We start from the raw sequence: 24,680 nt of genomic DNA, 5'->3' as shown, positions 1-24,680 counted from the left end.
TGGAGTCGCGGGCGTGACGATCCGGCCCCGATCGACCCGCGGCGGACGATCACCGCGGGTCGATCGGGGCCGGCGCTCGGGCGTCGTCCAGGCTAGCGCCGGACGTCGTCTCGCAGGCGAGACCACTGCAGGTCGTCCAGGCGTGTGCCGTCCGGGCCGGGCAGCATCCCACGCAGCAGCGCCTCGCGGGTGAAGCCCGCGCGTTCCAGCACGCGGTGCGAGGCGACGTTGCCGGGAGAGGTGCCCGCGATGATCCTGGCCAGGGGGGTGTGCTCGAAGACCCAGCCGACCAGCAGGTTCACCGCCCTGGTGGCGAAGCCCCTGCCACGGAACTCCGGTCGCAGGCTGTAGCCCGTCATCGCCTGCCCCAGCGGGGGGATCACCCCGGTGAGCTGGATGTCCCCGGCGAACGCGCCCGTCGCGGCGTCCAGGATCGCGACCTCGGCGCCCCTGCCCGCCAGCCAGTTCGCGCCCGCGGTACGGCAGCGCTCCTCGACCTTCTCGAATGTGGAGGGTTCGGAAGGGACGCTGTACCTCATGACGTCGGGAAGGTTCCGCAGCGCCAGGTAGTCGGCGGTGTCGGAGAGGGTGAGCCGCCTGAGCCGTACGACCCCGTCGGTGAGCGATCCGCCGGGGAACTCCGGCAGCAGGGACGGCACGCGCTCGCCGGAGTCGCCGCGCAGGCGCGCGAAGCCCACCAGGTCGTGCCGGGTGCCGTCACGCTGTTCCTCGGCCCCGCGCCGCACGCCCTCGTGGTGGAACCCCGCGGCGAGGGCGACCCGCTGGCTGGCCAGATTCTCCACGTTGGCGAGCAGTTCGACGCGCTCGACCCCGTGGCGGAACCCCCACGCGGTCAGCGCGGCGGTGGCGGCCGTGGCCACCCCGCGGCCCCGCGCCCAGGGGGCGACCAGGTAGCCGATCTCGATGCCCCCGCGAGGACGGGCCATGAGGCCGATGTTGCCCAGCCACTCGTCCGTCGTCGCGTCCGCGATCGCGAACGGGGCACCTCCTGTCTGCCACTCCTGGTGGCACCGCTCCATGTACTCAAGGGCGTCGTCCCGGGTGTACGGCACGGGAACGAGAGGGAGGAAGCGGACGATCTCCGGGTCGGCGCAGGCCCGGGTGATCGCCTCGGCGTCGGCCGGGGCGAGCGGCCTCAGGACAACGGGGCCGGCCGGAATCACATCATGGGAAAACACCCCATAACAGCTACCAGGTGCCCTCTTATGACGGCGAATCAATTTGCGGACGACCTACGCCCCCTCCGCCCTGCCCGCTCCCTTCTGCGATCTCTCCCGTCTCGCCCTCCCGGCGCCCCGAGGTTCGCGCCCGTCCTGCCCGGGGGCCGTGTTCCGGGCCGCCCTCGGACGGCCGAGGACACCGCCGCGCGCCGATAACCTTGCGGTCATGGGTTTTCGCAGGCATGGGCCGTTTCAGGCCGGGGATCAGGTTCAGCTCACCGACCCCAAGAACAAGCGTCACACGGTGACGTTGAAGGAAGACGGCGTGTTCCACACGCACAAGGGCGGGATCCCGCACAGTGAGCTGATCGGCCGGCCTGAGGGCTCGGTGGTGCGTTCGTCCGGCGGCACCCAGTATCTGGCCTTCAGGCACCTCCTTCAGGACTACACGCTGTCCATGCCGCGAGGCGCGGCGGTGATCTATCCCAAGGACTCGGCCCAGATCGTGGCCATGGCCGACATCTTCCCCGGTGCCCGGGTGGTGGAGGCGGGTGTCGGTTCCGGCGCGCTCACCTGTTTCCTGCTGCGCGCCATCGGCTCCGAGGGCACCCTCACCTCCTACGAGCGGCGTCAGGACTTCGCCGAGGTCGCCACCAAGAACGTGGAGAAGTTCTACGGCGGTCCGATGAAGCAGTGGCGCCTGGTGGTCGGCGACTTCGTCGAGGCTCTGGACGAGAGCGACGTCGACCGGATCATCCTGGACATGCTCGCCCCGTGGGAATGTGTGGACGCCGCGGCCCGGGCACTCACGCCCGGCGGCGTGATCTGCTGTTATGTCGCGACCACGACCCAGCTCTCACGTACGGTCGAAACTCTGCGGGAGCACGGGAGTTTCACCGAGCCCCATGCGTGGGAGACCCTGGTTCGTGACTGGCATGTCGAGGGACTGGCAGTGCGGCCCGACCACAGGATGGTCGGCCACACCGGGTTTCTGGTCACGGCCCGTCGCATGGCCGACGGGGTGACGCCACCACCTCGACGTAGACGTCCGGCGAAGGGGGCACATGGCGAGGAGTCCGCGACTTCCACGTCTTCCGCCACATGATGACGATTCGGCCACGACGGTCCGTCTGAGCGTGACACGGGAGCAGACCTTCGTGTTCTTATACTTCTAGGACTAAAACCCCCAAAAGGGATTAATTACCGCGCACTTAATGTAGTCACATGAACACCGCTCAGCCAGGTAAGGGACAGCCCTTAGATGGGTAGGGTTTTGAGTAGTCGGTCTCGACTGGGAAGGAGGTGACGCCGTGGCAGCTCGCGACGACGCTGAAGCTCGTGCCGCGCAGCGCGAACGGGAGGTCGCCGACCTCACAACACAGGTCTCCTTCCTGCAGGAGGAGATCACCGCGTTGCGTCGGAAGCTGACGGAGTCTCCCCGGCAGGCCAGGATTCTCGAAGAGCGTCTCCATGACGTGCAGGCGAACCTCGCGGCCGTAACCGGCCAGAACGAGCGTCTGGTGGCCACCCTCAAGGAGGCCAGAGACCAGATTGTCGCCCTGAAGGAGGAGGTAGACCGGCTGGCGCAACCGCCATCCGGGTTCGGTGTGTTCCTCGAAGCCAGAGAAGACGGCACGGTGGAGGTCTTCACCGGTGGCCGCAAACTCAGGGTGAACGTGAGCCCCGCGGTGGAGGTCGAGTCGCTGAAGCGTGGCCAGGAGGTCATGCTCAACGAGGCGCTCAACGTCGTCGAGGCCCTCGGTTTCGAGGACCTCGGTGAGATCGTGATGCTCAAGGAGCTCCTTGAGGACGGCCGGCGTGCGCTGGTGATCTCACACGCCGACGAGGAGCGGGTGGTGAAGCTCGCCGAGTCGCTGCTGGACCAGCCGATCCGGGCGGGTGACTCCCTGCTGCTCGAACCACGCTCGGGCTACGTCTACGAGCGCATCCCCAAGTCCGAGGTCGAGGAGCTCGTCCTGGAGGAGGTGCCCGACATCTCCTACGAGGAGATCGGCGGGCTCATGCGGCAGATCGAGCAGATCCGGGACGCCATCGAGCTCCCGTACCTGCACGCCGACCTCTTCCGCGAGCACAAGCTCCGCCCGCCCAAGGGTGTCCTGCTCTACGGGCCGCCCGGCTGCGGTAAGACCCTCATCGCGAAGGCCGTCGCCAACTCCCTGGCCAAGCAGGTCGCGGAGAAGACCGGCCAGTCCGGCAAGAGCTTCTTCCTCAACATCAAGGGTCCCGAGCTTCTCAACAAGTACGTCGGCGAGACCGAGCGGCACATCCGCCTGGTCTTCCAGCGGGCTCGCGAGAAGGCCTCCGAGGGGACCCCGGTGATCGTGTTCTTCGACGAGATGGACTCGATCTTCCGGACCCGAGGCTCGGGCGTCTCCTCCGACGTCGAGAACACCATCGTTCCCCAGCTCCTGTCGGAGATCGACGGTGTCGAGGGTCTGGAGAACGTCATCGTGATCGGCGCCTCCAACCGCGAGGACATGATCGACCCGGCGATCCTGCGGCCGGGCCGCCTGGACGTCAAGATCAAGATCGAGCGGCCGGACGCCGAGGCGGCCAAGGACATCTTCTCCAAGTACCTCATCCCGGAGCTCCCGCTCCACACCGAGGATCTCTCCGAACACGGCTCCAACCGCCAGGAGACGATCTCCGGCATGATCCAGCGGGTCGTCGAGCGGATGTACACCGAGAGCGAGGAGAACCGCTTCCTCGAGGTGACCTACGCCAACGGCGACAAGGAGGTCCTGTACTTCAAGGACTTCAACTCCGGCGCGATGATCCAGAACATCGTCGACCGGGGCAAGAAGATGGCGATCAAGCAGTTCCTGGAGACCGGACAGAAGGGCCTGCGGATCCAGCATCTGCTGGCGGCCTGCGTGGACGAGTTCTCCGAGAACGAGGACCTGCCCAACACCACCAACCCCGACGACTGGGCCCGCATCTCCGGCAAGAAGGGCGAGCGGATCGTCTACATCCGCACCCTCGTGACGGGCAAGCAGGGCACGGAGGCCGGACGCTCCATCGACACGGTGGCCAACACCGGTCAGTACCTGTAACCACGTGTGACCGGCGGCGCGGTTCCCCTCGCGGGGCCGCGCCGTCGGCGTCGCCATGTCTGCCGCGACACACTCGACAGCCTGTGGCTTTTGTCGTGTTTAAACCTTTTTGTCCTCGGGGGGTCGGCTCTCCTTTCACAGCCGCCCCAGAAATGGCCGGAAATAGACAGCCGTCACGGGGAACCCGAATGATCGAGACGCCGTCCAAGTGGCGTGCGTGAACATTCCGGTCCGGCCGCCCGGTGAACGGCACGGGGTCTCGCGAGGCGCTTCGGGGAAGTGGCCGCCTCGCCGAACTCGATCTCCTGCGCTTCCTCGCCGCCATCGCGGTGCTCGCCTTCCACTACTTCATCGCCTTCGCCTCGGTGTGGGGCGACCGCCCTGCCGAACTGTTCCCGGCGATCTCCACCGTCTCCGGGCTCGGCATCCTCGGCGTCGAGCTGTTCTTCATGATCAGCGGGTTCGTGATCCTGATGAGCATCTGGGGGCGGAGCCTGGGGGCGTTCGCCCTTTCCCGGCTGGTGCGGCTCTACCCCGCCTACTGGGTCAGCGTGGCCGTCACCGCCGCGGTGTACGGGTTGACCGCCGCCACGGCCCTGGACCCCAAGCTCAGCCTCGGCGAGTACGGGATCAACCTCACGATGCTCCAGCGGGCCCTCGGCGTCTACGACGCCAACGGCGTCTACTGGTCGCTCTGGGTGGAACTCCGCTTCTACGTACTGATCTCGATCCTGGTGATCTTCGGGGTGACGCTCAACCGCTGCCTGGTCTTCATGGGCGTCTGGCTGCTGGCGGCCGGGTTCTTCGCCGGGAGCGACGAGGCGTGGGTCGAGCTCGTGGTCATGCCCAAGTACGCGGCGTACTTCGTCGGCGGCATGGCGTTCTTCCTGATGACGAGGTTCGGTCCCAGGCTCGTCCTGTGGTGCCTGGCCGGGATCAGCGGCGGCCTGGCCGTGAGCGCGGCGATCGACCGGGTGGCCGGGCGCGTCGAGAAGGTCGGCTACGCCGCGATGCCCGTGCCCGAGTGGGCCGTGGTCGCCACCGTGGTCGGTTTCTACGTGCTCATGGCCATGGTGGCGCTGGGATGGCTGGGATGGCTGCGCTGGCGCGGCCTGGTCGTCCTGGGCGCGCTCACCTACCCGCTCTACCTGTTCCACACCCCGGCCGCGGTCCTGATCGTCCCCGCGCTGCGGGACGTGCTGCCGCCCCCGCTGACCGCCCTGGTCACGGTGCTGGCCGCGACGGCGTTCTCCTATCTGGTGTACCGGGTGGCCGAGCGTCCGCTTCAGGAGTTCGTCAAATCCGTGCGGCGGAGAAGGGCCGCATCCCCGTCTCCGTCACAGCTCCCCGCGCTCTCCTCGATCCCCCTCGCAACGGGCGAAAAGGCTTCGGTGCCATAACTGTCCGACCACCGGGCATAGTGAAGGGTCTAGGGTCGGGAATAGATACCACGGAGAGAAACAGTCCCTGACGAACAGAGGGTGCGCATGACGGTACGGCGGGTGATGGGCATCGAGACCGAATACGGCATCTCCGTGCCCGGACAGCCGGGGGCCAACGCGATGGTGACCTCCTCTCAGGTCGTGAACGCCTATCTGGCGGCCTCGGCCGCCAGGGCACGGCGCGCGCGATGGGACTTCGAGGAGGAGAACCCGTTGCGGGACGCACGGGGGTTCGACCTCGCGCGGGAGGTGGCGGACCAGAGCCAGCTGACCGACGAGGACCTCGGCCTGGCGAACGTGATTCTCACCAACGGGGCCCGGTTGTACGTGGACCACGCCCATCCCGAATACTCCACACCCGAGTGCACCAATCCTCGGGCGGCGGTGATCTGGGACAAGGCGGGCGAACGGGTGATGCACGACGCGGCGGTTCGCGCCTCGGCGATGCCGGCCAACGCCCCGATCCAGCTCTACAAGAACAACACCGACAACAAGGGCGCCTCCTACGGCTGCCATGAGAACTACCTCATGCGCCGGGCCACCTCGTTCGCCGACATCGTCAGGCACCTGACGCCGTTCTTCGTCTCCCGGCAGGTCGTCACCGGCGCGGGCAAGGTCGGCATCGGTCAGGACTCACGGGGCGAGGGCTTCCAGATCAGCCAGCGGGCCGACTTCTTCGAGGTCGAGGTGGGGCTGGAGACGACGCTCAAGCGGCCGATCATCAACACCCGGGACGAACCCCACGCCGACCCGGAGAAATACCGTCGCCTGCACGTCATCATCGGTGACGCCAACATGTCGGAGATCTCGACCTACCTGAAGCTGGGGTCCACCGCGCTCGTCCTGGCGATGATCGAGGACGGCTACTTCACCCGAGACCTCGCCGTGGACAACCCCGTCCAGGCCCTGCGCGCGGTCTCACACGACCCCACGCTCAAGTACGAGATCTCCATGCGCGACGGCCGCAAGCTGACGGCGGTGCAGCTCCAGATGGAATACCTGGAGCTCGCGCGCAAGTATGCCGAGGAGCGCAGCGCCAACGGCCTGGACGAGCCCACCAAGGACATCCTGGAGCGCTGGGAGTCGGTCCTCACCCGCCTGGCGGAGGATCCGATGCAGCTGTCCGGCGAGCTCGACTGGGTGGCCAAGCTGGAGCTTCTGGAGGGATACCGGACCCGTGACGGCCTTCCCTGGTCGCATCCGCGTCTGCAGCTCGTCGATCTCCAGTACTCCGACATCCGTCCCGACCGAGGACTCTACAACCGGCTGGTCGCCCGGGGCCGCATGCAGCGCCTGGTCACCGAGGAGGAGGTGCAGAGGGCCATCGAGGTGCCGCCCAACGACACCCGGGCCTACTTCCGAGGCCGCTGCCTGAGCCAGTACAGCGAGTCGGTGGCCGCGGCCTCCTGGGACTCGGTCATCTTCGACATCCCCGGCCGTGAGTCGCTGCAGCGCGTCCCCACCCTTGAGCCGCTGCGCGGCACCAAGGCCCACGTGGGAGAGCTGTTCGACCGCTGCCGTACCGCCGCTGAGCTGGTGACGGCGCTCACCGGCGAGCAGTGACGTCCTGAGCGGGGCCTGAGAAGGGCCTGAGAGGGGGAGGCGGCCCGGCCGGGCCACCTCCCCCTCTTCGCGCCTACCGGATCCCGTCAAACCGGACACCTGGATTGACGGGGGACGGAGAATCGGGATACGTTCCGGGTGCTTTGTGGCGGTGCGAGGGAAATCCGGTGAAATTCCGGTGCGGTCGCGCCACTGTAATCCGGCCCGCGAGGGCCGGGAGCCAGGTCACACTCGGCCGCCACCGACCTACGAAAAGGGACGCGTCAATCCCGGAGGAGGTGGCCGTGAGCCAGATCTCGGCACCGCACACCCAGCCCATCCCATGGCACTCGCTCACCCGCTGGCTGCTCGCCGTACCGGCGCTGCTGCTTCTCGCCTATCTGGTCACCTTCGACCAGGGGGCGATCTCCCAGGCGGGAAACTACCTGCACGAACTCATGCACGACGGGCGTCACCTGCTCGGCGTACCGTGCCACTGAGCCGCAGGTGATCTCCAAACTCATCGTCCGGGGCCTCGTCGCCGGACTGCTCGCAGGGCTGCTCGCGGCCGTCTTCGCCTACACCGTCGGCGAACCACGCATCGACCAGGCCATCGCGCTCGAGGAGGCGGCCGCGGCCGCCTCCTCGGCCGAACCACACGACGACACCGGGACCGCCGCCCACTCCCACGGTGAGGAGGAGGCCCTCGTCAGCAGGGACGGGCAGCGTTTCGGGCTCTTCCTCGCCCTCGGCCTGTACGGCCTGGCGATCGGGGGCCTGTTCTCCCTCGTCTACGCGGCCGTACGCGGCCGGGCGGGACCTCGCTCGGAACCGGTGCTCGCGGTCACGCTCGCCGCCGCCGCGTTCACCTCCGTCGTCCTCATCCCTTTCATGAAATATCCCGCCAACCCACCGGCGGTCGGTGACCCGGAGACGATCGACCAGCGCACCGTGCTCTATCTGGTCGCCGTGGCCATCGGGATCCTCGCCGTCGCCGCCGGCACCGCCGCCCACCGCTACGCCTCGCGGAGTGAACCGTGGGTGCGCTGGCTGTCGGCGGGCGCCGCCTTCCTGGTCCCCGTCGTCGCGGCCTGGATCCTCCTGCCGGAGATCTCGGAGGTGCCCCAGGGCTTCCCCGCCGATCTCCTGTGGGACTTCCGGATCGCCTCGATAGGAACCCAGGCGGTCTTCTGGGCCGGTGTCGGCGCGCTCTTCGCCTTCGCCGCCCGCAGGCGCGGCCCGGTGTGACGACCCCCTCGGGGGTCACCCGCCTGCTCCTGGTCTGCCACGCCTCCACCTCGGCGACGGCGCGGGCCGCGTTCCCCGTCGACGAACCACTCGACGAACGCGGCCTGCGCCGGGCCGAGAGGATGGCGCGGCACCTCGGCTGGGCAGACCCCGGTTCAGCGGCCTGCCCGGCCGAGCTGCGCTGCGTCCAGACGGCGGCGGCGCTCGGCCTGCGGGCGGAGCACGACCCGCTGCTCGCCGACTGCGACCACGGCCGCTGGAGTGGCATGACGCTCGGCGAGGTCGAGGCCGCGGAGCCCGAGGCGCTCGCCTCCTGGCTCGGCGATCCGGGCGCGGCGCCGCACGGCGGGGAGTCGATCACCGCGCTCCTCGCCAGGGTTTCCGGCTGGCTCGCCGTCCGTACTCCCGGCAGGGCCGTCGCGATCACCCATCCGGCGGTCATCCGTGCCGCGGTCGTCCACGTCCTTGGCGCCCCCGCCCGCTCCTTCTGGCGCGTCGACGTCGCGCCGCTGGCCCGGGTGGCACTCACCGGGCGCGGCGGGCGCTGGCGGCTCAGCCACCTCCCCTGACGGCGCGACCACCCGACCACGTGAATGCGAAGGAGATCCCAAGGTGCGCAACCCCCGCTATCCCTTCACCGCGATCGTGGGGCTGGAGGACCTGAAACTCGCGCTGATCCTCAACGCGGTCTCCCCCCGCGTCGGGGGAGTACTGGTCAGAGGGGAGAAGGGCACCGCCAAGTCCACGATCGTGCGGGCGCTGGCCGCTCTCCTGCCGCCTGTCGAGGTGGTGACCGGTTGCCGGTTCTCCTGCGACCCCGCCGCCCCCGACCCCGGCTGCCCCGACGGGCCACACGGGTCACACGGGTCACACGGGGCCCCCGAGGGGCCGGCGGCCCGGTCCATCAGACCCGCCCGCCTGGTCGAGCTGCCCGTCGGCGCCTCCGAGGACCGCCTCGTCGGCTCCCTCGACATCGAGCGGGCCCTCACCGAGGGCGTGAAATCCTTCGAACCCGGTCTCCTCGCGGGCGCCCACCGGGGTGTCCTGTACGTCGACGAGGTCAACCTTCTCCACGACCACCTGGTGGACCTGCTGCTCGACGCCGCGGCCCTCGGCACCTGCTACGTCGAGCGCGAGGGGGTGTCGGTACGGCACGCCGCCCGGTTCCTGCTGGTCGGGACGATGAACCCCGAGGAGGGGGAGCTGCGCCCGCAACTGCTCGACCGCTTCGGGCTGACCGTTGAGGTAAGGGCCTCGCGGGAGGCGTCCCAGCGGGCGGAGGTGGTCCGGCGCCGTCTGGCCTTCGAGGCCGACCCCGCCGCGTTCGCCGCCGCCTGGTCGGACGAGGATCGGGCGCTGGCCACGCGCATCGCCGAGGCCCGAGCCGGGGTCGCCCAGGTCGTCCTGCCGGAGGCGGCGTTGCTCAAGATCGCCACCGTCTGCGCGGGCTTCGAGGTGGACGGGCTCCGGGCCGACCTGGTCACCGCCGGCGCGGCGATCGCGCACGCCGCCTGGCAGGGCCGCACCTCCGTCACCGCCGACGACGTCCGGGAGGCGGCCAGGCTCGCGCTCCCGCACCGCCGTCGCCGTGACCCCTTCGACGCGCCAGGCCTGGACGAGTCCAGGCTCCAGGATCTCCTGGACAGGATCCCCGACGACCCCGGACCCGATCCTGACGGCCCCCAGGGGCCGGACGACCCCGGCGGCCCCGATCCCGGCAGAGACGAGGGAGGCCCGGAACCCGTATCCGGCGGCTCCGAGGCCGGGGACGCCACCTCGGACGACCCGGGCGGCTCCGGAGGGCACGACGGCGGGGACGCCTCCCCGCACGGGGCCGCCGACGCCCGGGACACCCCCGGCGCCGAGGCGGGGGAGGCTCAGGCCGCGAAACCCCGGGAACCGTCGGAGGCGACCGGGGGAGCACCGGCCCGCGAGCAGATCGTCGACGCCGAGCCCGGGAGCGGGAACAGGCTGTTCACCGTCCCGGGCGTCGGCGCCGGAGCTCCCGGGCGCCGGTCACGCGCCAGGACACCCCTGGGCCGTACCACGGGCGCCAGGGTCCCCGAGGGCCACACCGGCTCCCTCCACCTGCGGGCCACCATCGGCGCCGCCGCCCCGTACCAGGTCGCGCGGGGCAGGAACGGGCCAGGACTGCTGCTGCGCCGCGGCGATCTCAGGGAGGCGGTCCGCGAGGGCCGCGAGGGCAACCTGGTGCTGTTCGTCGTGGACGCGAGCGGTTCGATGGCCGCCAGGCAGCGCATGCGCGCGGTCAAGACAGCGGTGCTCGGCCTGCTCCTCGACGCCTACCAGCGCCGCGACAAGGTCGGGCTCGTCACCTTCCGCGGCGCCCGTGCCGACCTGGTCCTGCCGCCCACCTCCTCCGTCGAGGCCGGCGCGGCCCGGCTGCGCGAGCTTCCCACCGGAGGCCGGACCCCGCTGGCCGCCGGTCTGCTGCGGGCCGCCGAGGTGCTCAGGGTCGAACGCCTGCGCGACCCGTCCAGACGCCCGCTGGTGGTCCTGGTCACCGACGGGCGGACCACCTCGGGAACCGCCGAGGAGTCCCAGCGCGCGGCGGGACTGCTGGCCGGGGTGGCGGGCGTGGTGGTCGACTGCGAGGGCGGGCCCGTGCGCCTCGGCCTCGCCGCCTCCCTGGCGGCGAGGATGGGCGCGGAGACCGTACGCCTCGACGAACTCACCGACCTGGCCGGGATGGTCCGGGAGAGGCGCGGCGCCGCGTGACCGCGAAGGTCCGAGGCCGGTGAGTACGGCGAGAAGGCCGTACCAGATGACGGTGCCGGATGACAGTGACACGACAGTGAGGGGAGGGCGACGATGCCGCAGGGCAGACCCGTCAGCGTGCCCGAGGACGGCCTGACCACCAGACAGCGCCGCACCCGGCCGCTGCTGATCGTCCACACGGGACCGGGCAAGGGCAAGTCCACCGCGGCCTTCGGTCTGGCCCTGCGCGCCTGGAACCAGGGCTGGCCGATCGGGGTCTTCCAGTTCGTCAAGTCCGCCAAGTGGCGCATCGGAGAGGAGCGGGCGCTGCGGGTGCTCGGCGACTCCGGTGAGGGCGGGCCGGTCTCCTGGCACAAGATGGGCGAGGGCTGGTCCTGGATCCAGCGTCCCGGCAGCGAGGAGGACCACGCCGCCGACGCCCGCGAGGGCTGGGAGCAGATCAGACGCGACCTCGCCGCCGAGACGTTCCGCCTGTACGTGCTGGATGAGTTCACGTACCCGATGAAGTGGGGCTGGATCGACGTCGAGGAGGTGGTCGAGACCCTGCGCGGACGGCCGGGAAGCCAGCACGTCGTCGTCACCGGCCGCGACGCCGACCCCCGGCTGCTCGCCGCCGCCGACCTCGTCACGGAGATGGGTAAGATCAAACACCCCATGGACGCGGGGCAGAAGGGGCAGAAGGGCATCGAATGGTAGCCCGGATCGTGATCGCGGCCCCCGCCTCAGGAGCGGGTAAGACGACCGTGGCGACCGGCCTGATGGCGGCCCTCGCCCGCCGGGGCATGGCGGTGTCCCCGCACAAGGTGGGGCCCGACTACATCGACCCCGGCTACCACGCCATGGCCACCGGCCGCCCCGGACGCAACCTCGACCCGTTCCTGGTGGGGGAGGACCTCGTCGCCCCCCTCTTCCTGCACGGCGCGGCGGGGGCGGACATCGCGGTCGTCGAGGGCGTGATGGGCCTGTACGACGGCGCGGGCTCCACCGAGTTCGCCTCCACCGCGCACGTCGCCAGGCTGCTCGGGGCCCCGGTGGTCCTGGTCGTGGACGCCGCCAGGCAGAGCCGCTCCGTCGCGGCGCTGGTGCACGGGTTCGCCTCCTACGACACCCGGATCAGGCTCGGCGGAGTGATCCTCAACCGGGTCGGCTCCGAGCGGCACGAGGCCGTCTGCCGCGAGGCGCTCGCCGAGAGCGGCGTCCCGGTGCTCGGGGCGATCCGTCGCAGCGACGCCGTCACCGCCCCCTCCAGGCACCTGGGCCTGGTTCCCGTCGCCGAGCGCCGCCCCCAGGCCGCCGGTGCCCTGGACGCCGTCGCGGACCTGGTCGCCGCCTCCTGCGACCTGGAGGAACTCCTGCGACTCGCCCGCGGCGCGCCGCCGCTGCCCGCCGTCCCGTGGACTCCCGGACCGCCCGCCGCTCCCGTCACGAGGATCGCGGTCGCCGGAGGGCGGGCCTTCACCTTCGGCTACACCGAGCAGGCCGAGCTGCTGGCGGCGGCGGGAGCCGAGATCGTCCCCTTCGACCCGCTCGTCGACGAGGCCCTCCCCGAGGGGACTCGCGGGATCGTGATCGGAGGCGGCTTCCCTGAGGTCCACGCGGCCGAGCTGTCGGCCAACGAGCCGCTGCGCGACCAGGTCGCCGCGTTCGAGGGGCCGATCTCGGCCGAGTGCGCGGGCCTGCTGTATCTCTCCAGGAGTCTGGACGGCAGGCCGATGTGCGGGCTCCTCGACGTCGAGGCCAGGATGACCGGCACTCTCACCCTCGGCTACCGCGACGCGGTGGCCGTCCGTGACTCGCCGCTCACCAGGGACGGCGAGCGCTACCGGGGCCACGAGTTCCACCGCACCGCGGTCGAGCCCGTCCCCGACCGGCCGCTGTTCCGCTGGCGCGGTGGCGCCGACGGGTTCGCCGACGACCGGATCACCGCCTCCTACCTGCACCTGCACTGGGCCGGCAGTCCCCATCTGGCCTCCAGGTTCGTCGAGGCCTGCCGCCGGGTCCCGGCCGTCTGACAACCCCCCCGCGGTTCGAGCCGGTTCGTGAGCCGGAAATCCCGGCATCCGGCCTTCCCGTTACCTCCACCGGCCTTTATCCGCGGCCTTGTGTCCATTTATTCGAGAAGCGCGCTCCGCCGGACGGCCCGATTTCACGAAACCCGGGATCGCCCGGCGGAAGAGGAGACGAAGGACGCTTTTCCCCGTTTCGAACATCCGGTGAAACGCCGCGAGATCCTAGGCGAAGGCGTCCGGTGGCAGCCTGGCCGCGGGCAGCCGTGGCGGGGCCAGCGCCACCCCCTCCGTGTGGAGGATCGCCGACAGCATGCGGCCCGCCTGTCCCATGCTGATGCGGGCAGCCGGGTCGCGCCGGAGCAGCCCTTCCAGGACGGGCCACAGCACTCCGGCCGGCGTCGCCGGATCCTCGTACCCGCCGCCCACGGGAGGGCGCTGCGCCGGCGTGCGGGAGGTGGGGCGCGGAGGGCGACCCTCCACCGCGAAGTACAGGCTCGCACCGAGCGACCACAGGTCGCTCGCCGGGGTCGGTGGACTGCCCCGCAGCCGCTCCGGCGCGACGAAGGAGGGGACATGGACGAACGGTACGGTCGTGGAGTCGCCCGGATCGCCGTGCAGCGCCGCGACGCCGAAGTCGGCCAGCACCACCCGGTCGCCGGTGAGCAGGATGTTGCGCGGATTGATGTCCCGATGCAGGACACCCGCCCCGTGCGCGTGGCGCAGCCCGCCCAGCAACTGGAAGCCGATCCACGCCGCCCAGTGGATCGGCAGGCGGCCCAGGTGCCGCACGGTCTCCTTGAGTGTGAGGGCCTCCAGCAACTCCATGACGATCCAGAGCCGCCCGTCCTCCTCGAGCAGGTCGTGCACGGAGATCACCGCCGGGTGGTTCAGCCTCCCGGCCGAGCGCGCCTCGCGCAGGGCCCACCGCCGTGCGTCGTGCATGTCCATCCCGTCCTCGGTGAACCGAGGCTGGATCTCCTTGATCGCCACGTTCCGCCTGAGCAGGGAGTCGTGGGCCCGCCACACCGTGCCCACACCGTCCCGCCCGATCGGCGAGGCCAGGTGATAGCGATCACCCAGTAAGCGTGCCTTCCTCGCACCTGTTCCCATGAATCACCTGCTGCACATAGAAGCCGGGCACCTCAGCTGATTCATATTTCCATCTGGAACGATGCACCGGGTGATTACCTAGGGTGATTCTCTGTAACGATTTAGGCGCGTGGGCTTGATGTCGTCTTATTTCACGCCCGTAAAGCCCGTTTGCGGATTCCGGAAAACCGTTCCCGAGGGTGGTGAAAGCGTTTCGGAAACGTTCGTGAACGGCCTCAGGCCGCGCTGAAGCAGCGCACGTCCTCAAGCATCTTCGAGGTCCGCTCGGCGCTCAGCCGCGCTCGCGGATCCTTGCGCAGCAGCCCCCGCAGCACCGGCTCCAGGGCGCCCGCCCGCTTCGGCGCGCGCGGCGGTTCGCGCAGGGCCGCGACCAGCGCCGCCATCGAGTTCACCGTGCGGAACGGGGTCCTGCCCTCCACCGCCATGTACAGCGTCGCGCCGAACGACCACATGTCCGCCTCGCGGGTGCCGCCCCTGCCCTGCAACGCCTCCGGCGCGATGAAGGCCGGGGTGCCCCGGGTGGAGGTCGTCGCCGCCCCTTCCGGCGCGGCGAAGCCGAAGTCGGCCAGCACCACGCGATCACCGGTCAGCATGATGTTGGCGGGTTTGATGTCGCGGTGGATCACCCCGCCGTCGTGCGCGTGCCGCAACGCCTCCAGCAGGCGGCACCCCATCGCCGCCACGAGATCCACCGGGAGCGGGCCCGCCTGTACGAGCGTGTCGTGCAGCGTCAGCGCCTCCAGGAACTCCATGACGATCCAGAGCCGCTCGGACTCCTCGGTGAGGTTGTGCACCGTCACGATGCCCCGGTGGCTCAGCCGCGCCGCCATGCGAGCCTCCCTGACCACCCGCCGCCGCTGCTCGGCCGCGGCGGGCCCGGGTGGCAGAAGTATCTCCTTGAGGGCCACCTCTCGCTCCAGAAGCAGGTCGTATGCACGCCAGACGACGCCGGTCGCCCCCTGTCCGACGCGTGAGACGAGCTTGTACCTGCGCGCGATGATGGTGCTCACCCCCCAATGATCGCAGTTTTCGGTCGCGAAGACCTACCTGGAACGTTCCCGATCTCCCTTGGGCGGCGAATTCGCCTGGATCCGGTGGGTGATGATGCTCACACGAACCGATGCGGGGCCGCGGGGCGCTCGTGCGCGGACGCGGAGGCGCCGGCGGAGATCGAGGCGCGGCCGGGAGCGTCGCTGCGGGGTTCGTGGGGATTCGTGGAGGTTCAGAGGAGGCCGATTCCCAGCATCAGCGTGCCCGCTCCCAGTGCCACCCCGCCCGCGGGGACCAGCCAGATCAGCCGGTTCGGTTTCGTGTCGGAGGGGCGTACGACGGACAGGAAGAAGCCCAGGGGCATCAGGATCGGCGCCGCCACGATCAGGATCCGCGTCAGGTCCTTCAGGCCGCCGGGCAGATCCGTGTGGTCGATGTAGAGCAGGGCGACGAGCGCGAGGAGCACCAGGACGCCCGCGTGCGCGTGGCCGGCCCGCCACAGGCCACGACGCACCGGGTTGTCCAGGTAGCCGGGGACGCCGCGCATGATGTGCGCGAGCAGGGAGGCCCCGCCGAAGGCCACGGCGGGCACGGTGATGAGGAGTGTTCCGGCTGTGCTCAGCGACGACGGTGACATGGGGCCCTCTTCTTTGGATAGTGGTGCTATCCGATTATTGGATAGAGATGCTATCCAGTCAAGGTGGGCGGATTTCACCTCGGGCCCCGGGAGTGAGGTCCCCTGACGGAGGGGAGTTCGGCGCGGCCCGTACGGGCTCCCGCAAAGATCGCGGGATGATCCGCGCGCAATGTCGCCCGGTTCGGGGAAGATATGAATCAGATCCGTCCCCCAGGTGGAGGTGCCACACATGGCAAGCAAGGACACCGGCGGCCAGAAGCAGACCGGCCGGACCGACAAGGAGGTCGAGGAGACCGCCCCGGCGGAGACCTCCGACGTTCAGGAGCGTCACGAGAAGCTCTCCGACGACGTCGACGCGATCCTCGACGAGATCGACGAGGTGCTGGAGGAGAACGCAGAGGAGTTCGTGAGGAGTTACGTGCAGAAGGGCGGACAGTAGGTTCGTCCGTCGGAGTCAAAGGTCAGAGGTGAGGACGGATCCGGCGGGGAGCCGGGAGACCCGTTCTGACCGCGGGCCCGGCTCGGCTCCCGCCGGGCCCGGCTGGCGGGTGACGTGCGGCCGCACCCCGCCGGGAGCGCCCTGTTGGGTGCTCCGCCTCCGAGCGCCGCGAACACGCTGAGCCGACCAGGGGAGGCCCTCCGGGAATGTTCCCGGAGGGAATAGAGAGCCGTGCCACGGCCACCACCCCGCCTCCCACTCGCTCCGGGCGGGCCTTCGCCATCTTCGCGACCCCGTCGTGTTCGCCGTGCCCCGGGGAGGATCGGCGCGAGATCCGGTGACCGGAGCCGATCATCCGTAAAGATTCAAAAGCCCGGCGGAGTGTGGTTCGCGCTGAGCTGATCCAGGGAAGTGCAAGCAGCACGGCAAGATGAGTAAGGTCGGGCCTTAAAGGACCGCACCTTTGGAGGGAGTCGCGTGGGATCTCACAGGGACCTGCCCGCCGGCATGGTGAATCACATCTTTACCGACACCGGGAGCTCCTCGTTCACCGAGTTCGTCAGGTCCCATTCGCCGGACTTGCTGCCTGGCCGTAACGAGGTCCTGGGGACCTCGGTGGGCGATCACATCCCGCACGCCACCACGATCGTCGCGGCGATGTGCGCCGGTGGCGTGGTGATCGCGGGAGACCGCCGGGCGACCTCCGGCAACATCATCTCCCAGCGTGACATGGAGAAGGTGTTCCGCACCGACGACCACTCGGGCCTGGGCATCGCGGGGACGGCGAGCACGGGCATCGAGATGGCCCGCCTCTACCGGGTGGAGCTCGAACACTACGAGAAGCGCGAGGGCCGCACGCTCTCGGTGACGGGCAAGGCCAACCGGCTCGCCACGATGATCCGCGGCAACCTGCCGATGGCGATGCAGGGGCTCGTGGTCGTCCCGCTCTTCGCCGCCTACGACCCCGATGTCGACGGTGGCCGCATCTTCAGCTACGACGTGGGCGGCGGTCCCTACGAACAGCACCACTACCACTCGATCGGATCCGGTTCGATCTTCGCGCGAGGTGCTCTGAAGAAGCTCTACCGCGAGGGTTCCTCCCCCGAGGAGACCGTGCTGACGCTGATCCACGCACTCTACGACGCGGCCGACGACGACTCGGCGACCGGCGGCCCCGACATCACCCGCAAGATCTGGCCCGTCGTCGCGGTGATCACCGCCGACGGATACCGCCGGCTTCCCGACGAGGAGGTCGGAGAGCTCGTCCGGGTCGTGGTCGAGTCCCGGGCCGACCACCCCGACGGCCCCACCGCCCCGCTGCGCTAACACGAGAGGATCACCCCAGGTGTCCATGCCTTTTGGATATGTCTCGCCCGAGCAGCAGATGCGGGACAAGGCGGATTACGCGCGCAAGGGGATCGCGCGGGGCCGTAGCGTCGTCGTCCTGCAGTACGAGGACGGCATCCTGTTCGTCGCTCCCAACCCGTCCCGCGCCCTGCACAAGATCAGCGAGATCTACGACAAGATCGGGTTCGCCGCGGTCGGCCGTTACAACGAGTTCGAGGCCCTGCGCCTCGGCGGCATCCGATACGCCGACATCAACGGCTACACCTACGCCCGCGACGACGTCACCGCCCGTGGCCTGGCCAACCTCTACGCGCAGAACCTCGGCCAGATCTTCACCGAGTCGCTGAAGCCGTTCGAGGTGGAGATCGTGGTCGCCGAGGTCGGCGACTCCTCCGACGAGGACCACATCTACCGGCTGACCTTCGACGGCTCGGTCTTCGACGAGGCGGGGCTGGTGGCCATGGGCGGCCAGGCCGAGACGGTGGCGGCCCGTCTCAAGGAGCGCTACCGCGACGGCCTGTCGCTGACCGAGGCGCTGGAGGCGGCGCTGTTCGCGCTGACCGAGCCGGGAGGCGAGCGCTTCCCCGCGAACCAGCTGGAGGTGGCGGTGCTCGACCGCAACCGCCCGCACCGCAAGTTCCTGCGGCTCAACGGCCCCAGGCTGGAGCGACTGCTGGCCGAAGGTGCCCCCGTGGCCGGGGGCGAGAAGACGGCAGGGGGCGAGAACCCCCTCTCCGCCCCCGAGACGCCGGGCGCCCCGCCGACCGCGCCCGACGGCGACATCGACACCGGATCCAGCGGCTGACCGCGTCCGCGGGCGACGCCGGTGCCGCGCCGGGTGGTCTGACCGCCCGGCGTGGGGGTGCCGTCCTCTGCAGGACGGCACCCCCACGCCGGAAGGCAGGCCTTCTCCTGCGGGACGCCTGAGAACGGTGGCAGCACGGTCCCCCGCGCCGGACGGGCCGGTCAGCGGCACCCCGTGGTCCGTGTCGCGCAAAAGCCCGGCGCGGGCAAGTGGCGCTCCGGCGCCGGACGACACCTCACGACACCCCGCGACACCCGTTCCGCCTCGCCGGGAACACAGCTCCCGGCGAGGCGGGAACGGGTGTCGCTGCGGTGTGTCCTGGATCACATCGTCTCCGGACAACCGGTCCCGCTCCACGCTGGTCACACTCCGTGTGAACAACACCTCCCGGATCCGGACCGGATCCGCCCCTCATATGACCGCCCTCGCGGCTCCTCGACGGCCCGGTGTGGCGCTGGCCCTGCTCGCGGCCGTGGCGCTGGCGTCAGGCTGCGCCGCGGACTCCTCCTCCGCCCCCCTGCCGGTCGCGTCCTCCTCCGCGCCCGCTCCCTCGACAGGCGCGCCGACCCCCACCCCGGGCTCCGCCGCGGCCGTCCCCGAGCTCTTCGGTACCGAGTTCCAGGCGGCTCCGGAACACGACTGGAGCAAGGGGCGTCCGCCGCCCTTCGAGGGCGTCCTGAGGGGCTGGCTCACCGACGTGGACGAAAACGGGGTGGCCGAGTACCGGCCGATCCGCTTCGTCCAGCGCGGTGGCGAGGACGGTCACTTCGACGGCCCCGAGGAAGGCGACGTGGTCCGCTACCTGGCGCCCATCGCCGAGGACGTGCTGTTTCTCGCCGACAGCGGCTGCGACAACACGACGCAGACCTACGACAAGGCCACCAACCTCGGCAGCGAGAGCTGCACCCGTCAGACGTTGATCGACAACGTCAGGGAGGCCGCCTCGCTGACCGGGGTCGAGGGCCTCCACCGGCCGGCCCTGATCACCACGGAGAACGGCAGGATCACCAAGGTTGTCGAGATCTTCTGGCAGGGCGGAGGCTGATCGAGGCCGTCGATCCCGGCGCCTTCGCGCCACTCGCGCCCGGCGGGAACCGGGCGCGGGGCGCGTCCGCGCTTAGGCGCTCACAGCCTGGGGCATAAGCCGTACGACCGAAAACCCCATGATCCCTCCCACGAGAGGGGTTCGGCGAATAGTGTGAGGCAATGGATCGTCGCATCTTCGGGCTTGAGAACGAGTACGGCGTCACCTGCACGTTCAGGGGGCAGCGGCGGCTGTCACCCGACGAGGTAGCGCGTTATCTATTCCGCCGCGTCGTCTCCTGGGGCCGATCGAGCAACGTCTTCCTCCGCAACGGGGCGCGCCTGTATCTGGACGTGGGGAGCCACCCCGAGTACGCCACCCCCGAGTGTGACAACGTGGTGGAGCTCGTCACCCACGACAAGGCGGGCGAGCGCATTCTGGAGGGCCTCCTCGTCGACGCGGAGAAACGCCTCCGTGAGGAGGGGATCGCCGGCGACATCTACCTGTTCAAGAACAACACCGACTCGGCGGGCAACTCCTACGGCTGCCACGAGAACTATCTGGTCGGCCGGCACGGCGAGTTCGGCCGCCTGGCGGACGTGCTGATCCCGTTCCTGGTCACCCGGCAGATCATCTGCGGGGCGGGCAAGGTGCTGCAGACCCCGCGTGGAGCGGTCTACTGCGTCTCCCAGCGGGCCGAGCACATCTGGGAGGGCGTCTCCAGCGCCACCACCCGGTCGCGTCCGATCATCAACACCCGTGACGAGCCGCACGCCGACGCCGAGCGGTTCCGCCGCCTGCACGTCATCGTCGGCGACTCGAACATGAGCGAGACGACCATGCTGCTCAAGGTCGGCGCGACCGACCTGGTGCTTCGCATGATCGAGGCGGGCACCGTGATGCGCGACCTGTCCCTGGAGAACCCGATCCGGGCCATCAGGGAGGTCTCCCACGACATGACCGGGCGGCGGCGGGTGCGGCTGGCCAACGGCCGGGAGGCGTCCTCGCTGGAGATCCAGGAGGAATACCTCTCCAAGGCCCGTGACTTCGTCGACCGCCGCGGCGGAGACGAGGTCAGCCACCGGGTGCTGGAGCTGTGGGAGCGCACGCTCAACGCGGTCGAGACCGGCAGCCTCGACAAGGTCGCCCGCGAGATCGACTGGGTGACCAAGTACCAGCTGATCGAGCGCTACCGCCAGAAGTACGACCTGCCGCTGTCGAGCCCCAGGGTGGCTCAGCTCGACCTCGCCTACCACGACGTGCACCGCCGCCGTGGCCTGTTCTACCTGCTGCAGAAGCGCGGTGCGGTGGAGCGGGTGGCCTCCGACCTGAAGATCTTCGAGGCCAAGTCGGTGCCGCCGCAGACCACCCGGGCCCGGCTGCGCGGTGAGTTCATCCGCAAGGCGCAGGAGAAGCGCCGCGACTTCACCGTCGACTGGGTGCACCTGAAGCTCAACGATCAGGCACAGCGCACCGTGCTGTGCAAGGACCCCTTCCGTAGCGTCGACGAGAGGGTGGACAAGCTCATCGCCGGAATGTGACGGTCATACTTCGGCAAGCTCGTTCCCGGCCTTACCTCCTCCGTACGCCGGGACGGGTAATGTTGCGCGAACCTGACGTCTGCTTGAGGGATACCTATGCGCCGCCGCAGCATGGCCGTACTGGCCGCAGTGCCTTTGATATTCGCCGCAGCATGCGGCTCCGACGGAGGCGCGGCCACCGGCGCCTCCAGTTCCGCCAGCGCGGGCGAGGTCACCGAGCTGCAGGTGACCGGGCAGGCGGGCGCCAAGCCGACCGTCGCGTTCCCGCCGAAGGTCGTCGAGACCTCCTCCTACAAGGTGCTCACCCCCGGCACCACGGGGGAGGCCGCCAAGCCCGGCGCCAGCGTCATCGCCAACTTCACCGTCTTCACCTGGGACGGCAAGGAGAACAAGCTCGCCGGCTCGACCTACGACGAGGGCGGGCCGCAGGTCATCACGCTCAACGAGCAGGTCCCGGAGATCCTCCGCAAGGGCTTCGCCGAGACCAAGGGCGGCGGCAGGTTCATGTCGGTCGTCGCCAAGGACGCGCTGCCCGCCGAGCAGCAGGCGCAGGCCCCTCCCGGCCAGTCGCAGGTCTTCGTGGTCGACGTCGTGGGCGTCCCCCAGGAGAAGGCCGCCAAGGGCACCGCGACCGACCCCGGTCTCGACGGTGTCACGGTGGAGAACCCGGCCGGCGACGCCGCGCCGAAGCTCACCACCAAGACCAAGAAGAAGGCTCCCAAGGAGCTCGTCACCAAGACCGTGATCCAGGGCACGGGCCCCGAGGTCAAGTCCGGCCAGTCGATCCTGGTCCAGTACGCCGGGAAGATCTGGGGTTCGGACGCCGAGTTCGACAGCAGCTGGTCCCGCGGTGCCCAGCCGATCATGTTCCAGATCGGCACCGGCAAGGTCATCAAGGGCTGGGACCAGGGTCTGGTCGGTGTCCCGGTCGGCAGCCGGGTGCTGCTGAGCATCCCGCCGGACCTCGGTTACGGCAAGGAGGGCTCCGGCGAGAAGATCAAGGGCACCGACACCCTGGTCTTCCTGGTCGACGTGCTGGGCGCCTACTGAGCCCGCTGACCGGCTGATCTGACATTCCGCCTCCGGCGGAGGCCCACCGGGCCGCCGCCGGTGCGAGCCGTCCCATCACGGAGCCCGGCCGTACGCGTACGGCCGGGCTCCGAGCTTTTCCGGTTCAGGGCTCGGCCGAGGCCAGGTCCAGGTCAGGACCGGGCGTCGGCGTCGTCCGCCCGGTCTCGTGTCCAGGAAAGGGCGGCCGCGTTCCCGCCCGCCGGGTCCCGTACGGGCGGAGGCGTGAAGTCCGCGACCTCGGCCTACAATCCGCCTGTGAGCGGCGACGATCTCGACACGGTGGCGATACTTCACGACCCGGTGCGCCGGGCCGTCTACGACTACGTGGCCTTCCAGCGCCATGACGTGGGACGTAACGAGGCGGCCGAGGCGGTGGGGGTGCAGCGGACCCTGGCCGCCTTCCACCTCGACAGGCTCGTCGAGGCGGGCCTGCTCGAGAGCGGGTTCCGGCGGTTGACGGAGCGGACGGGGCCCGGCAGCGGCAGGCCGGCGAAGGTGTATCGCAGGGCGCGGGGGGAGTGGCAGGTCAACGTGCCCGCCAGGGACTACCGGACCCTCGCCCTGGTGCTGGCGGAGGCGGTCGAGTCGCTCGGCGGGGACGAGAGGGCCGAGCAGGTGGCCCGGCGTGCGGGAGCCCGGTTCGCCGAGCAGGGTGAGGACCTCGCCGGTGTGCTGCGGCGACGCGGATACGAGCCCTACGAGGAGGACGGCCGGGTGCGGCTGCGCAACTGCCCGTTCCACGTGCCCGCCGAGGAGCATCCGCTGCTGGTCTGCTCGGTGAATTTGGGATTGTGCCGGGGGGTGCTCGACGCGCTCGGTCAGGACGCCTCGACGGCCAGGCTGGACCCACGGCCCGGGGAGTGCTGCGTCGCCTTTTCTAAAAATAATGAAGATTGACATAGAAGGACCGTGGATGATCTGCTGTGCCCATGCACCTGGCCCAGATGAACGTCGCCCACATGCGCGCGCCCAAGGACTCCCCCGAACTCGCCTCCTTCATGGCGGGCCTCGAACCCCTCAACCGGCTGGCCGAGGCCGACCCCGGCTTCGTGTGGCGCCTCAAGGGGGGTGACGGTCCCGAGGACACGGTCGAGCACATGTACGGCGACCACCTGCTGATCAACTACTCCGTGTGGCGGTCGCGTGACGCGCTGTGGGAGTACGTCTACCGCAGTGACCACCTGGCGTTCCTGCAGCGGCGCAGGGAGTGGTTCCTGCGCATCGCGCAGCCGTACTCGGTGATGTGGTGGATCCCCGAGGGGTACGAGCCGACCCTTCCCGAGGGGATGGAGCGTCTGGAGAGGCTGAGGGCCGAAGGCCCCACCCCGGAGGCCTTCACCTTCAAGGACTTCTACGACAGGAGCGAGGCCGCGTGGCGCCCGGCGGCGGCCGAGGCGAGGAAGTAGGCGAGGTCCTCGTCCAGACCCCGGCCCATCGTCGACAGGCGCACCGGAGATCCCTGGAGCGCCTCGTACAGACCGTCCACCGGCACCTCGACCAGCTCGTGGCGGGCGGCGAGCGGGCGTGACTGCTCGGCCACCCGCCTGCCGAAGTCGCCGGGCAGCACGGGCACGGCGACGTGGGCCGGGGTGAGCGCCACCCGGCCGTAGGCGGTGAGCGAGTGGTGCGAGACCCCGATGTGGCGCTCGCGCAGGTCGCCCTCGCTGACCCGCAGCGCCGCCACCGGGCGGCCTCCCAGGACGGCGGCGGCGTTGACCGCCTCGCCGGCCGAGACTCCGGAGAAACCCCAGCGGGTGCCGCTGCCCAGATTGCCCGGTCCCTGGGTGACGATCGCGACGTCGGCCTCCAGGACGTGCCTGGCCGCCAGCAGACCCGTGTGCGGGGTCACCGCCTCCACGTCGCCGCCGAACGCCTGGCCCACGGTGACGACCCCGCACAGCCAGCCGGTCTCCCGTAGCCGTGCGCACGACATGGAGAACCAGGCGGGCAGCGCGCCGCCGTCGAGCATCACGTAGGCGACCCTGAGGGGTCTGCCGCGCTCCGGGCCGTCGGTTTTCTGAGTTTCGCCAGGCTGCGGGGGGTTTTGGCCGTACAGGCCGCAGAGGATCGCGGGCAGGGCCGAGTGCAGGTCGGCGACGATCACCGGCATGCCGTCCACGGAGTCCGCGTCGCGCAGGACCTCGTGGAAGGGCGAATCCTGCTCGTCCGCGCCGAGGACGGTGGCCTGCAACGGGGTGTAGCGTGCCTTCACCAGGTGTCCGGGGCCTTGAGGATCTTGTGGCAAACGGTCGGGGACAGCCACCACCATGGCGTAACCTCCCGTACCGAGACCCATCGCGAGCGCGGTCGTGTTGAGCAGCACCACGTCACCGGGCTCGGGACGTCCCACCAGGGCCGGGTAGGCGAGCGCGCGCGCCTCACCGTCCTCGGTGGTCACGTCGAGTTCCATCGCCCCCGGCCATTCGCGCCGGATCCGTACGACCTCGCCCCTGCGCCATCTGATCACGGGGGAAGGGTAGC

Annotated in this window: 23 protein-coding genes and 1 riboswitch; of the genes, 18 read left to right on the top strand and 5 right to left on the bottom strand. The window is 70.0% G+C overall.

Features of this window, described 5'->3' with window-relative positions:
* Window positions 1-92: 92 nt before the first annotated feature.
* The gene (locus AB0B90_RS13725) at window positions 93-1,184 is read right to left on the bottom strand and encodes a GNAT family N-acetyltransferase (protein ID WP_350948290.1); all 1,092 of its coding nucleotides are present in this window, start codon (window positions 1,182-1,184) and stop codon (window positions 93-95) included.
* 223 nt (window positions 1,185-1,407) lie between these two features.
* On the opposite strand from AB0B90_RS13725, the gene AB0B90_RS13720 reads away from it, so the two are divergent.
* The 10 genes from AB0B90_RS13720 (at window position 1,408) to AB0B90_RS13675 (ending at window position 13,238) form a co-directional block, all read left to right on the top strand.
* Window positions 1,408-2,286: a tRNA (adenine-N1)-methyltransferase gene (locus tag AB0B90_RS13720; RefSeq protein ID WP_350948291.1), complete on the top strand. Its 879-nt coding sequence runs from the start codon at window positions 1,408-1,410 to the stop codon at window positions 2,284-2,286.
* 205 nt (window positions 2,287-2,491) lie between these two features.
* Window positions 2,492-4,255 carry a proteasome ATPase gene (arc, locus tag AB0B90_RS13715; protein ID WP_350948292.1) on the top strand — a complete coding sequence of 588 codons (1,764 nt, stop codon included), beginning with the start codon at window positions 2,492-2,494 and terminating at the stop codon, window positions 4,253-4,255.
* Window positions 4,256-4,497: 242 nt separating this feature from the next.
* Window positions 4,498-5,655: an acyltransferase gene (locus AB0B90_RS13710; RefSeq protein ID WP_362897252.1), complete on the top strand. Its 1,158-nt coding sequence runs from the start codon at window positions 4,498-4,500 to the stop codon at window positions 5,653-5,655.
* An 87-nt stretch (window positions 5,656-5,742) separates the two neighbouring features.
* On the top strand, window positions 5,743-7,260 hold the full coding sequence (dop, locus tag AB0B90_RS13705; RefSeq protein WP_350948294.1) for a depupylase/deamidase Dop: 1,518 nt from the start codon (window positions 5,743-5,745) through the stop codon (window positions 7,258-7,260).
* Window positions 7,261-7,379: 119 nt separating this feature from the next.
* Window positions 7,380-7,510: riboswitch (cobalamin riboswitch) on the top strand.
* A gap of 34 nt (window positions 7,511-7,544) precedes the next feature.
* Window positions 7,545-7,739 carry a CbtB-domain containing protein gene (locus AB0B90_RS13700; RefSeq protein ID WP_350948295.1) on the top strand — a complete coding sequence of 65 codons (195 nt, stop codon included), beginning with the start codon at window positions 7,545-7,547 and terminating at the stop codon, window positions 7,737-7,739.
* Between the two features lie 7 nt (window positions 7,740-7,746).
* Window positions 7,747-8,487 carry a CbtA family protein gene (locus AB0B90_RS13695; protein ID WP_350948296.1) on the top strand — a complete coding sequence of 247 codons (741 nt, stop codon included), beginning with the start codon at window positions 7,747-7,749 and terminating at the stop codon, window positions 8,485-8,487.
* Window positions 8,484-9,056: a histidine phosphatase family protein gene (locus AB0B90_RS13690; RefSeq protein WP_350948297.1), complete on the top strand. Its 573-nt coding sequence runs from the start codon at window positions 8,484-8,486 to the stop codon at window positions 9,054-9,056. Before AB0B90_RS13695 ends, AB0B90_RS13690 begins: the two co-directional genes overlap by 4 nt.
* 43 nt (window positions 9,057-9,099) lie before the next feature.
* Complete coding sequence (locus AB0B90_RS13685) at window positions 9,100-11,226, top strand: VWA domain-containing protein (RefSeq protein WP_362922669.1); 2,127 nt, start codon at window positions 9,100-9,102, stop codon at window positions 11,224-11,226.
* A 93-nt stretch (window positions 11,227-11,319) separates the two neighbouring features.
* Complete coding sequence (cobO, locus tag AB0B90_RS13680; RefSeq protein WP_350948299.1) at window positions 11,320-11,922, top strand: cob(I)yrinic acid a,c-diamide adenosyltransferase; 603 nt, start codon at window positions 11,320-11,322, stop codon at window positions 11,920-11,922.
* Window positions 11,916-13,238, top strand: a complete 1,323-nt coding sequence (locus AB0B90_RS13675) for a cobyrinate a,c-diamide synthase (RefSeq protein WP_350948300.1) — start codon at window positions 11,916-11,918, stop codon at window positions 13,236-13,238. The genes cobO and AB0B90_RS13675 overlap by 7 nt, the downstream gene beginning before the upstream one ends.
* 219 nt (window positions 13,239-13,457) lie before the next feature.
* Here the strand turns inward: AB0B90_RS13675 and AB0B90_RS13670 are convergent, their stop codons facing one another.
* From AB0B90_RS13670 to AB0B90_RS13660, 3 genes are all read right to left on the bottom strand, one after another.
* Window positions 13,458-14,345 carry a serine/threonine-protein kinase gene (locus tag AB0B90_RS13670; protein ID WP_350948301.1) on the bottom strand — a complete coding sequence of 296 codons (888 nt, stop codon included), beginning with the start codon at window positions 14,343-14,345 and terminating at the stop codon, window positions 13,458-13,460.
* Window positions 14,346-14,560: 215 nt separating this feature from the next.
* A complete protein-coding gene (locus AB0B90_RS13665) occupies window positions 14,561-15,355 on the bottom strand; it encodes a serine/threonine-protein kinase (RefSeq protein WP_350948302.1) in 795 nt (264 codons plus the stop codon).
* Window positions 15,356-15,567: 212 nt separating this feature from the next.
* Window positions 15,568-15,972: a hypothetical protein gene (locus AB0B90_RS13660; protein WP_350948303.1), complete on the bottom strand. Its 405-nt coding sequence runs from the start codon at window positions 15,970-15,972 to the stop codon at window positions 15,568-15,570.
* Between the two features lie 229 nt (window positions 15,973-16,201).
* On the opposite strand from AB0B90_RS13660, the gene AB0B90_RS13655 reads away from it, so the two are divergent.
* The 8 genes from AB0B90_RS13655 (at window position 16,202) to AB0B90_RS13620 (ending at window position 23,605) form a co-directional block, all read left to right on the top strand.
* Complete coding sequence (locus AB0B90_RS13655) at window positions 16,202-16,411, top strand: ubiquitin-like protein Pup (RefSeq protein ID WP_329079325.1); 210 nt, start codon at window positions 16,202-16,204, stop codon at window positions 16,409-16,411.
* A 507-nt stretch (window positions 16,412-16,918) separates the two neighbouring features.
* On the top strand, window positions 16,919-17,737 hold the full coding sequence (gene prcB / locus AB0B90_RS13650; RefSeq protein ID WP_350948455.1) for a proteasome subunit beta: 819 nt from the start codon (window positions 16,919-16,921) through the stop codon (window positions 17,735-17,737).
* A 25-nt stretch (window positions 17,738-17,762) separates the two neighbouring features.
* Entirely contained in the window at window positions 17,763-18,563 is an 801-nt protein-coding gene (gene prcA / locus AB0B90_RS13645) for a proteasome subunit alpha (RefSeq protein ID WP_350948304.1), read from the top strand.
* A 415-nt stretch (window positions 18,564-18,978) separates the two neighbouring features.
* The gene (locus AB0B90_RS13640) at window positions 18,979-19,608 is read left to right on the top strand and encodes a hypothetical protein (RefSeq protein WP_362922666.1); all 630 of its coding nucleotides are present in this window, start codon (window positions 18,979-18,981) and stop codon (window positions 19,606-19,608) included.
* 161 nt (window positions 19,609-19,769) lie between these two features.
* On the top strand, window positions 19,770-21,128 hold the full coding sequence (gene pafA / locus AB0B90_RS13635) for a Pup--protein ligase (RefSeq protein WP_350948306.1): 1,359 nt from the start codon (window positions 19,770-19,772) through the stop codon (window positions 21,126-21,128).
* Between the two features lie 96 nt (window positions 21,129-21,224).
* Window positions 21,225-22,178, top strand: coding sequence for an FKBP-type peptidyl-prolyl cis-trans isomerase (locus AB0B90_RS13630; protein ID WP_350948307.1), 954 nt, complete (start codon window positions 21,225-21,227; stop codon window positions 22,176-22,178).
* Between the two features lie 276 nt (window positions 22,179-22,454).
* Complete coding sequence (locus tag AB0B90_RS13625) at window positions 22,455-23,096, top strand: transcriptional regulator (protein ID WP_362922664.1); 642 nt, start codon at window positions 22,455-22,457, stop codon at window positions 23,094-23,096.
* A gap of 32 nt (window positions 23,097-23,128) precedes the next feature.
* Entirely contained in the window at window positions 23,129-23,605 is a 477-nt protein-coding gene (locus AB0B90_RS13620; protein ID WP_350948456.1) for a DUF3291 domain-containing protein, read from the top strand.
* On the opposite strand, the gene AB0B90_RS13615 is transcribed toward AB0B90_RS13620, so the two are convergent.
* Window positions 23,551-24,666 (bottom strand): DUF3866 family protein, encoded by a 1,116-nt coding sequence (locus AB0B90_RS13615; RefSeq protein ID WP_362922662.1) that lies wholly within the window; start codon window positions 24,664-24,666, stop codon window positions 23,551-23,553. The two genes, AB0B90_RS13620 and AB0B90_RS13615, sit on opposite strands and share 55 nt — an antisense overlap.
* Between the last annotated feature and the right edge of the window lie 14 nt (window positions 24,667-24,680).

Origin of the sequence: Streptosporangium sp. NPDC049078, assembly GCF_040648855.1 — a bacterium.
GTDB lineage: Bacteria > Actinomycetota > Actinomycetes > Streptosporangiales > Streptosporangiaceae > Streptosporangium.
This window is presented reverse-complemented; position numbering and strand designations above follow the sequence as displayed.

What these genes read in the sequence shown, in the direction of transcription:
- AB0B90_RS13720 (WP_350948291.1), top strand. Translation starts at nt 1,408, where the DNA reads ATGGGTTTTCGCAGGCATGGGCCGTTTCAGGCCGGGGATCAGGTTCAG.
- dop (WP_350948294.1), top strand. Translation starts at nt 5,743, where the DNA reads ATGACGGTACGGCGGGTGATGGGCATCGAGACCGAATACGGCATCTCC.
- cobO (WP_350948299.1), top strand. Translation starts at nt 11,320, where the DNA reads ATGCCGCAGGGCAGACCCGTCAGCGTGCCCGAGGACGGCCTGACCACC.
- AB0B90_RS13675 (WP_350948300.1), top strand. Translation starts at nt 11,916, where the DNA reads ATGGTAGCCCGGATCGTGATCGCGGCCCCCGCCTCAGGAGCGGGTAAG.
- AB0B90_RS13670 (WP_350948301.1), bottom strand. Translation starts at nt 14,345, where the DNA reads ATGGGAACAGGTGCGAGGAAGGCACGCTTACTGGGTGATCGCTATCAC.
- AB0B90_RS13660 (WP_350948303.1), bottom strand. Translation starts at nt 15,972, where the DNA reads ATGTCACCGTCGTCGCTGAGCACAGCCGGAACACTCCTCATCACCGTG.
- AB0B90_RS13655 (WP_329079325.1), top strand. Translation starts at nt 16,202, where the DNA reads ATGGCAAGCAAGGACACCGGCGGCCAGAAGCAGACCGGCCGGACCGAC.
- prcB (WP_350948455.1), top strand. Translation starts at nt 16,919, where the DNA reads ATGGTGAATCACATCTTTACCGACACCGGGAGCTCCTCGTTCACCGAG.
- prcA (WP_350948304.1), top strand. Translation starts at nt 17,763, where the DNA reads ATGCCTTTTGGATATGTCTCGCCCGAGCAGCAGATGCGGGACAAGGCG.
- AB0B90_RS13640 (WP_362922666.1), top strand. Translation starts at nt 18,979, where the DNA reads ATGACCGCCCTCGCGGCTCCTCGACGGCCCGGTGTGGCGCTGGCCCTG.
- pafA (WP_350948306.1), top strand. Translation starts at nt 19,770, where the DNA reads ATGGATCGTCGCATCTTCGGGCTTGAGAACGAGTACGGCGTCACCTGC.
- AB0B90_RS13630 (WP_350948307.1), top strand. Translation starts at nt 21,225, where the DNA reads ATGCGCCGCCGCAGCATGGCCGTACTGGCCGCAGTGCCTTTGATATTC.
- AB0B90_RS13620 (WP_350948456.1), top strand. Translation starts at nt 23,129, where the DNA reads ATGCACCTGGCCCAGATGAACGTCGCCCACATGCGCGCGCCCAAGGAC.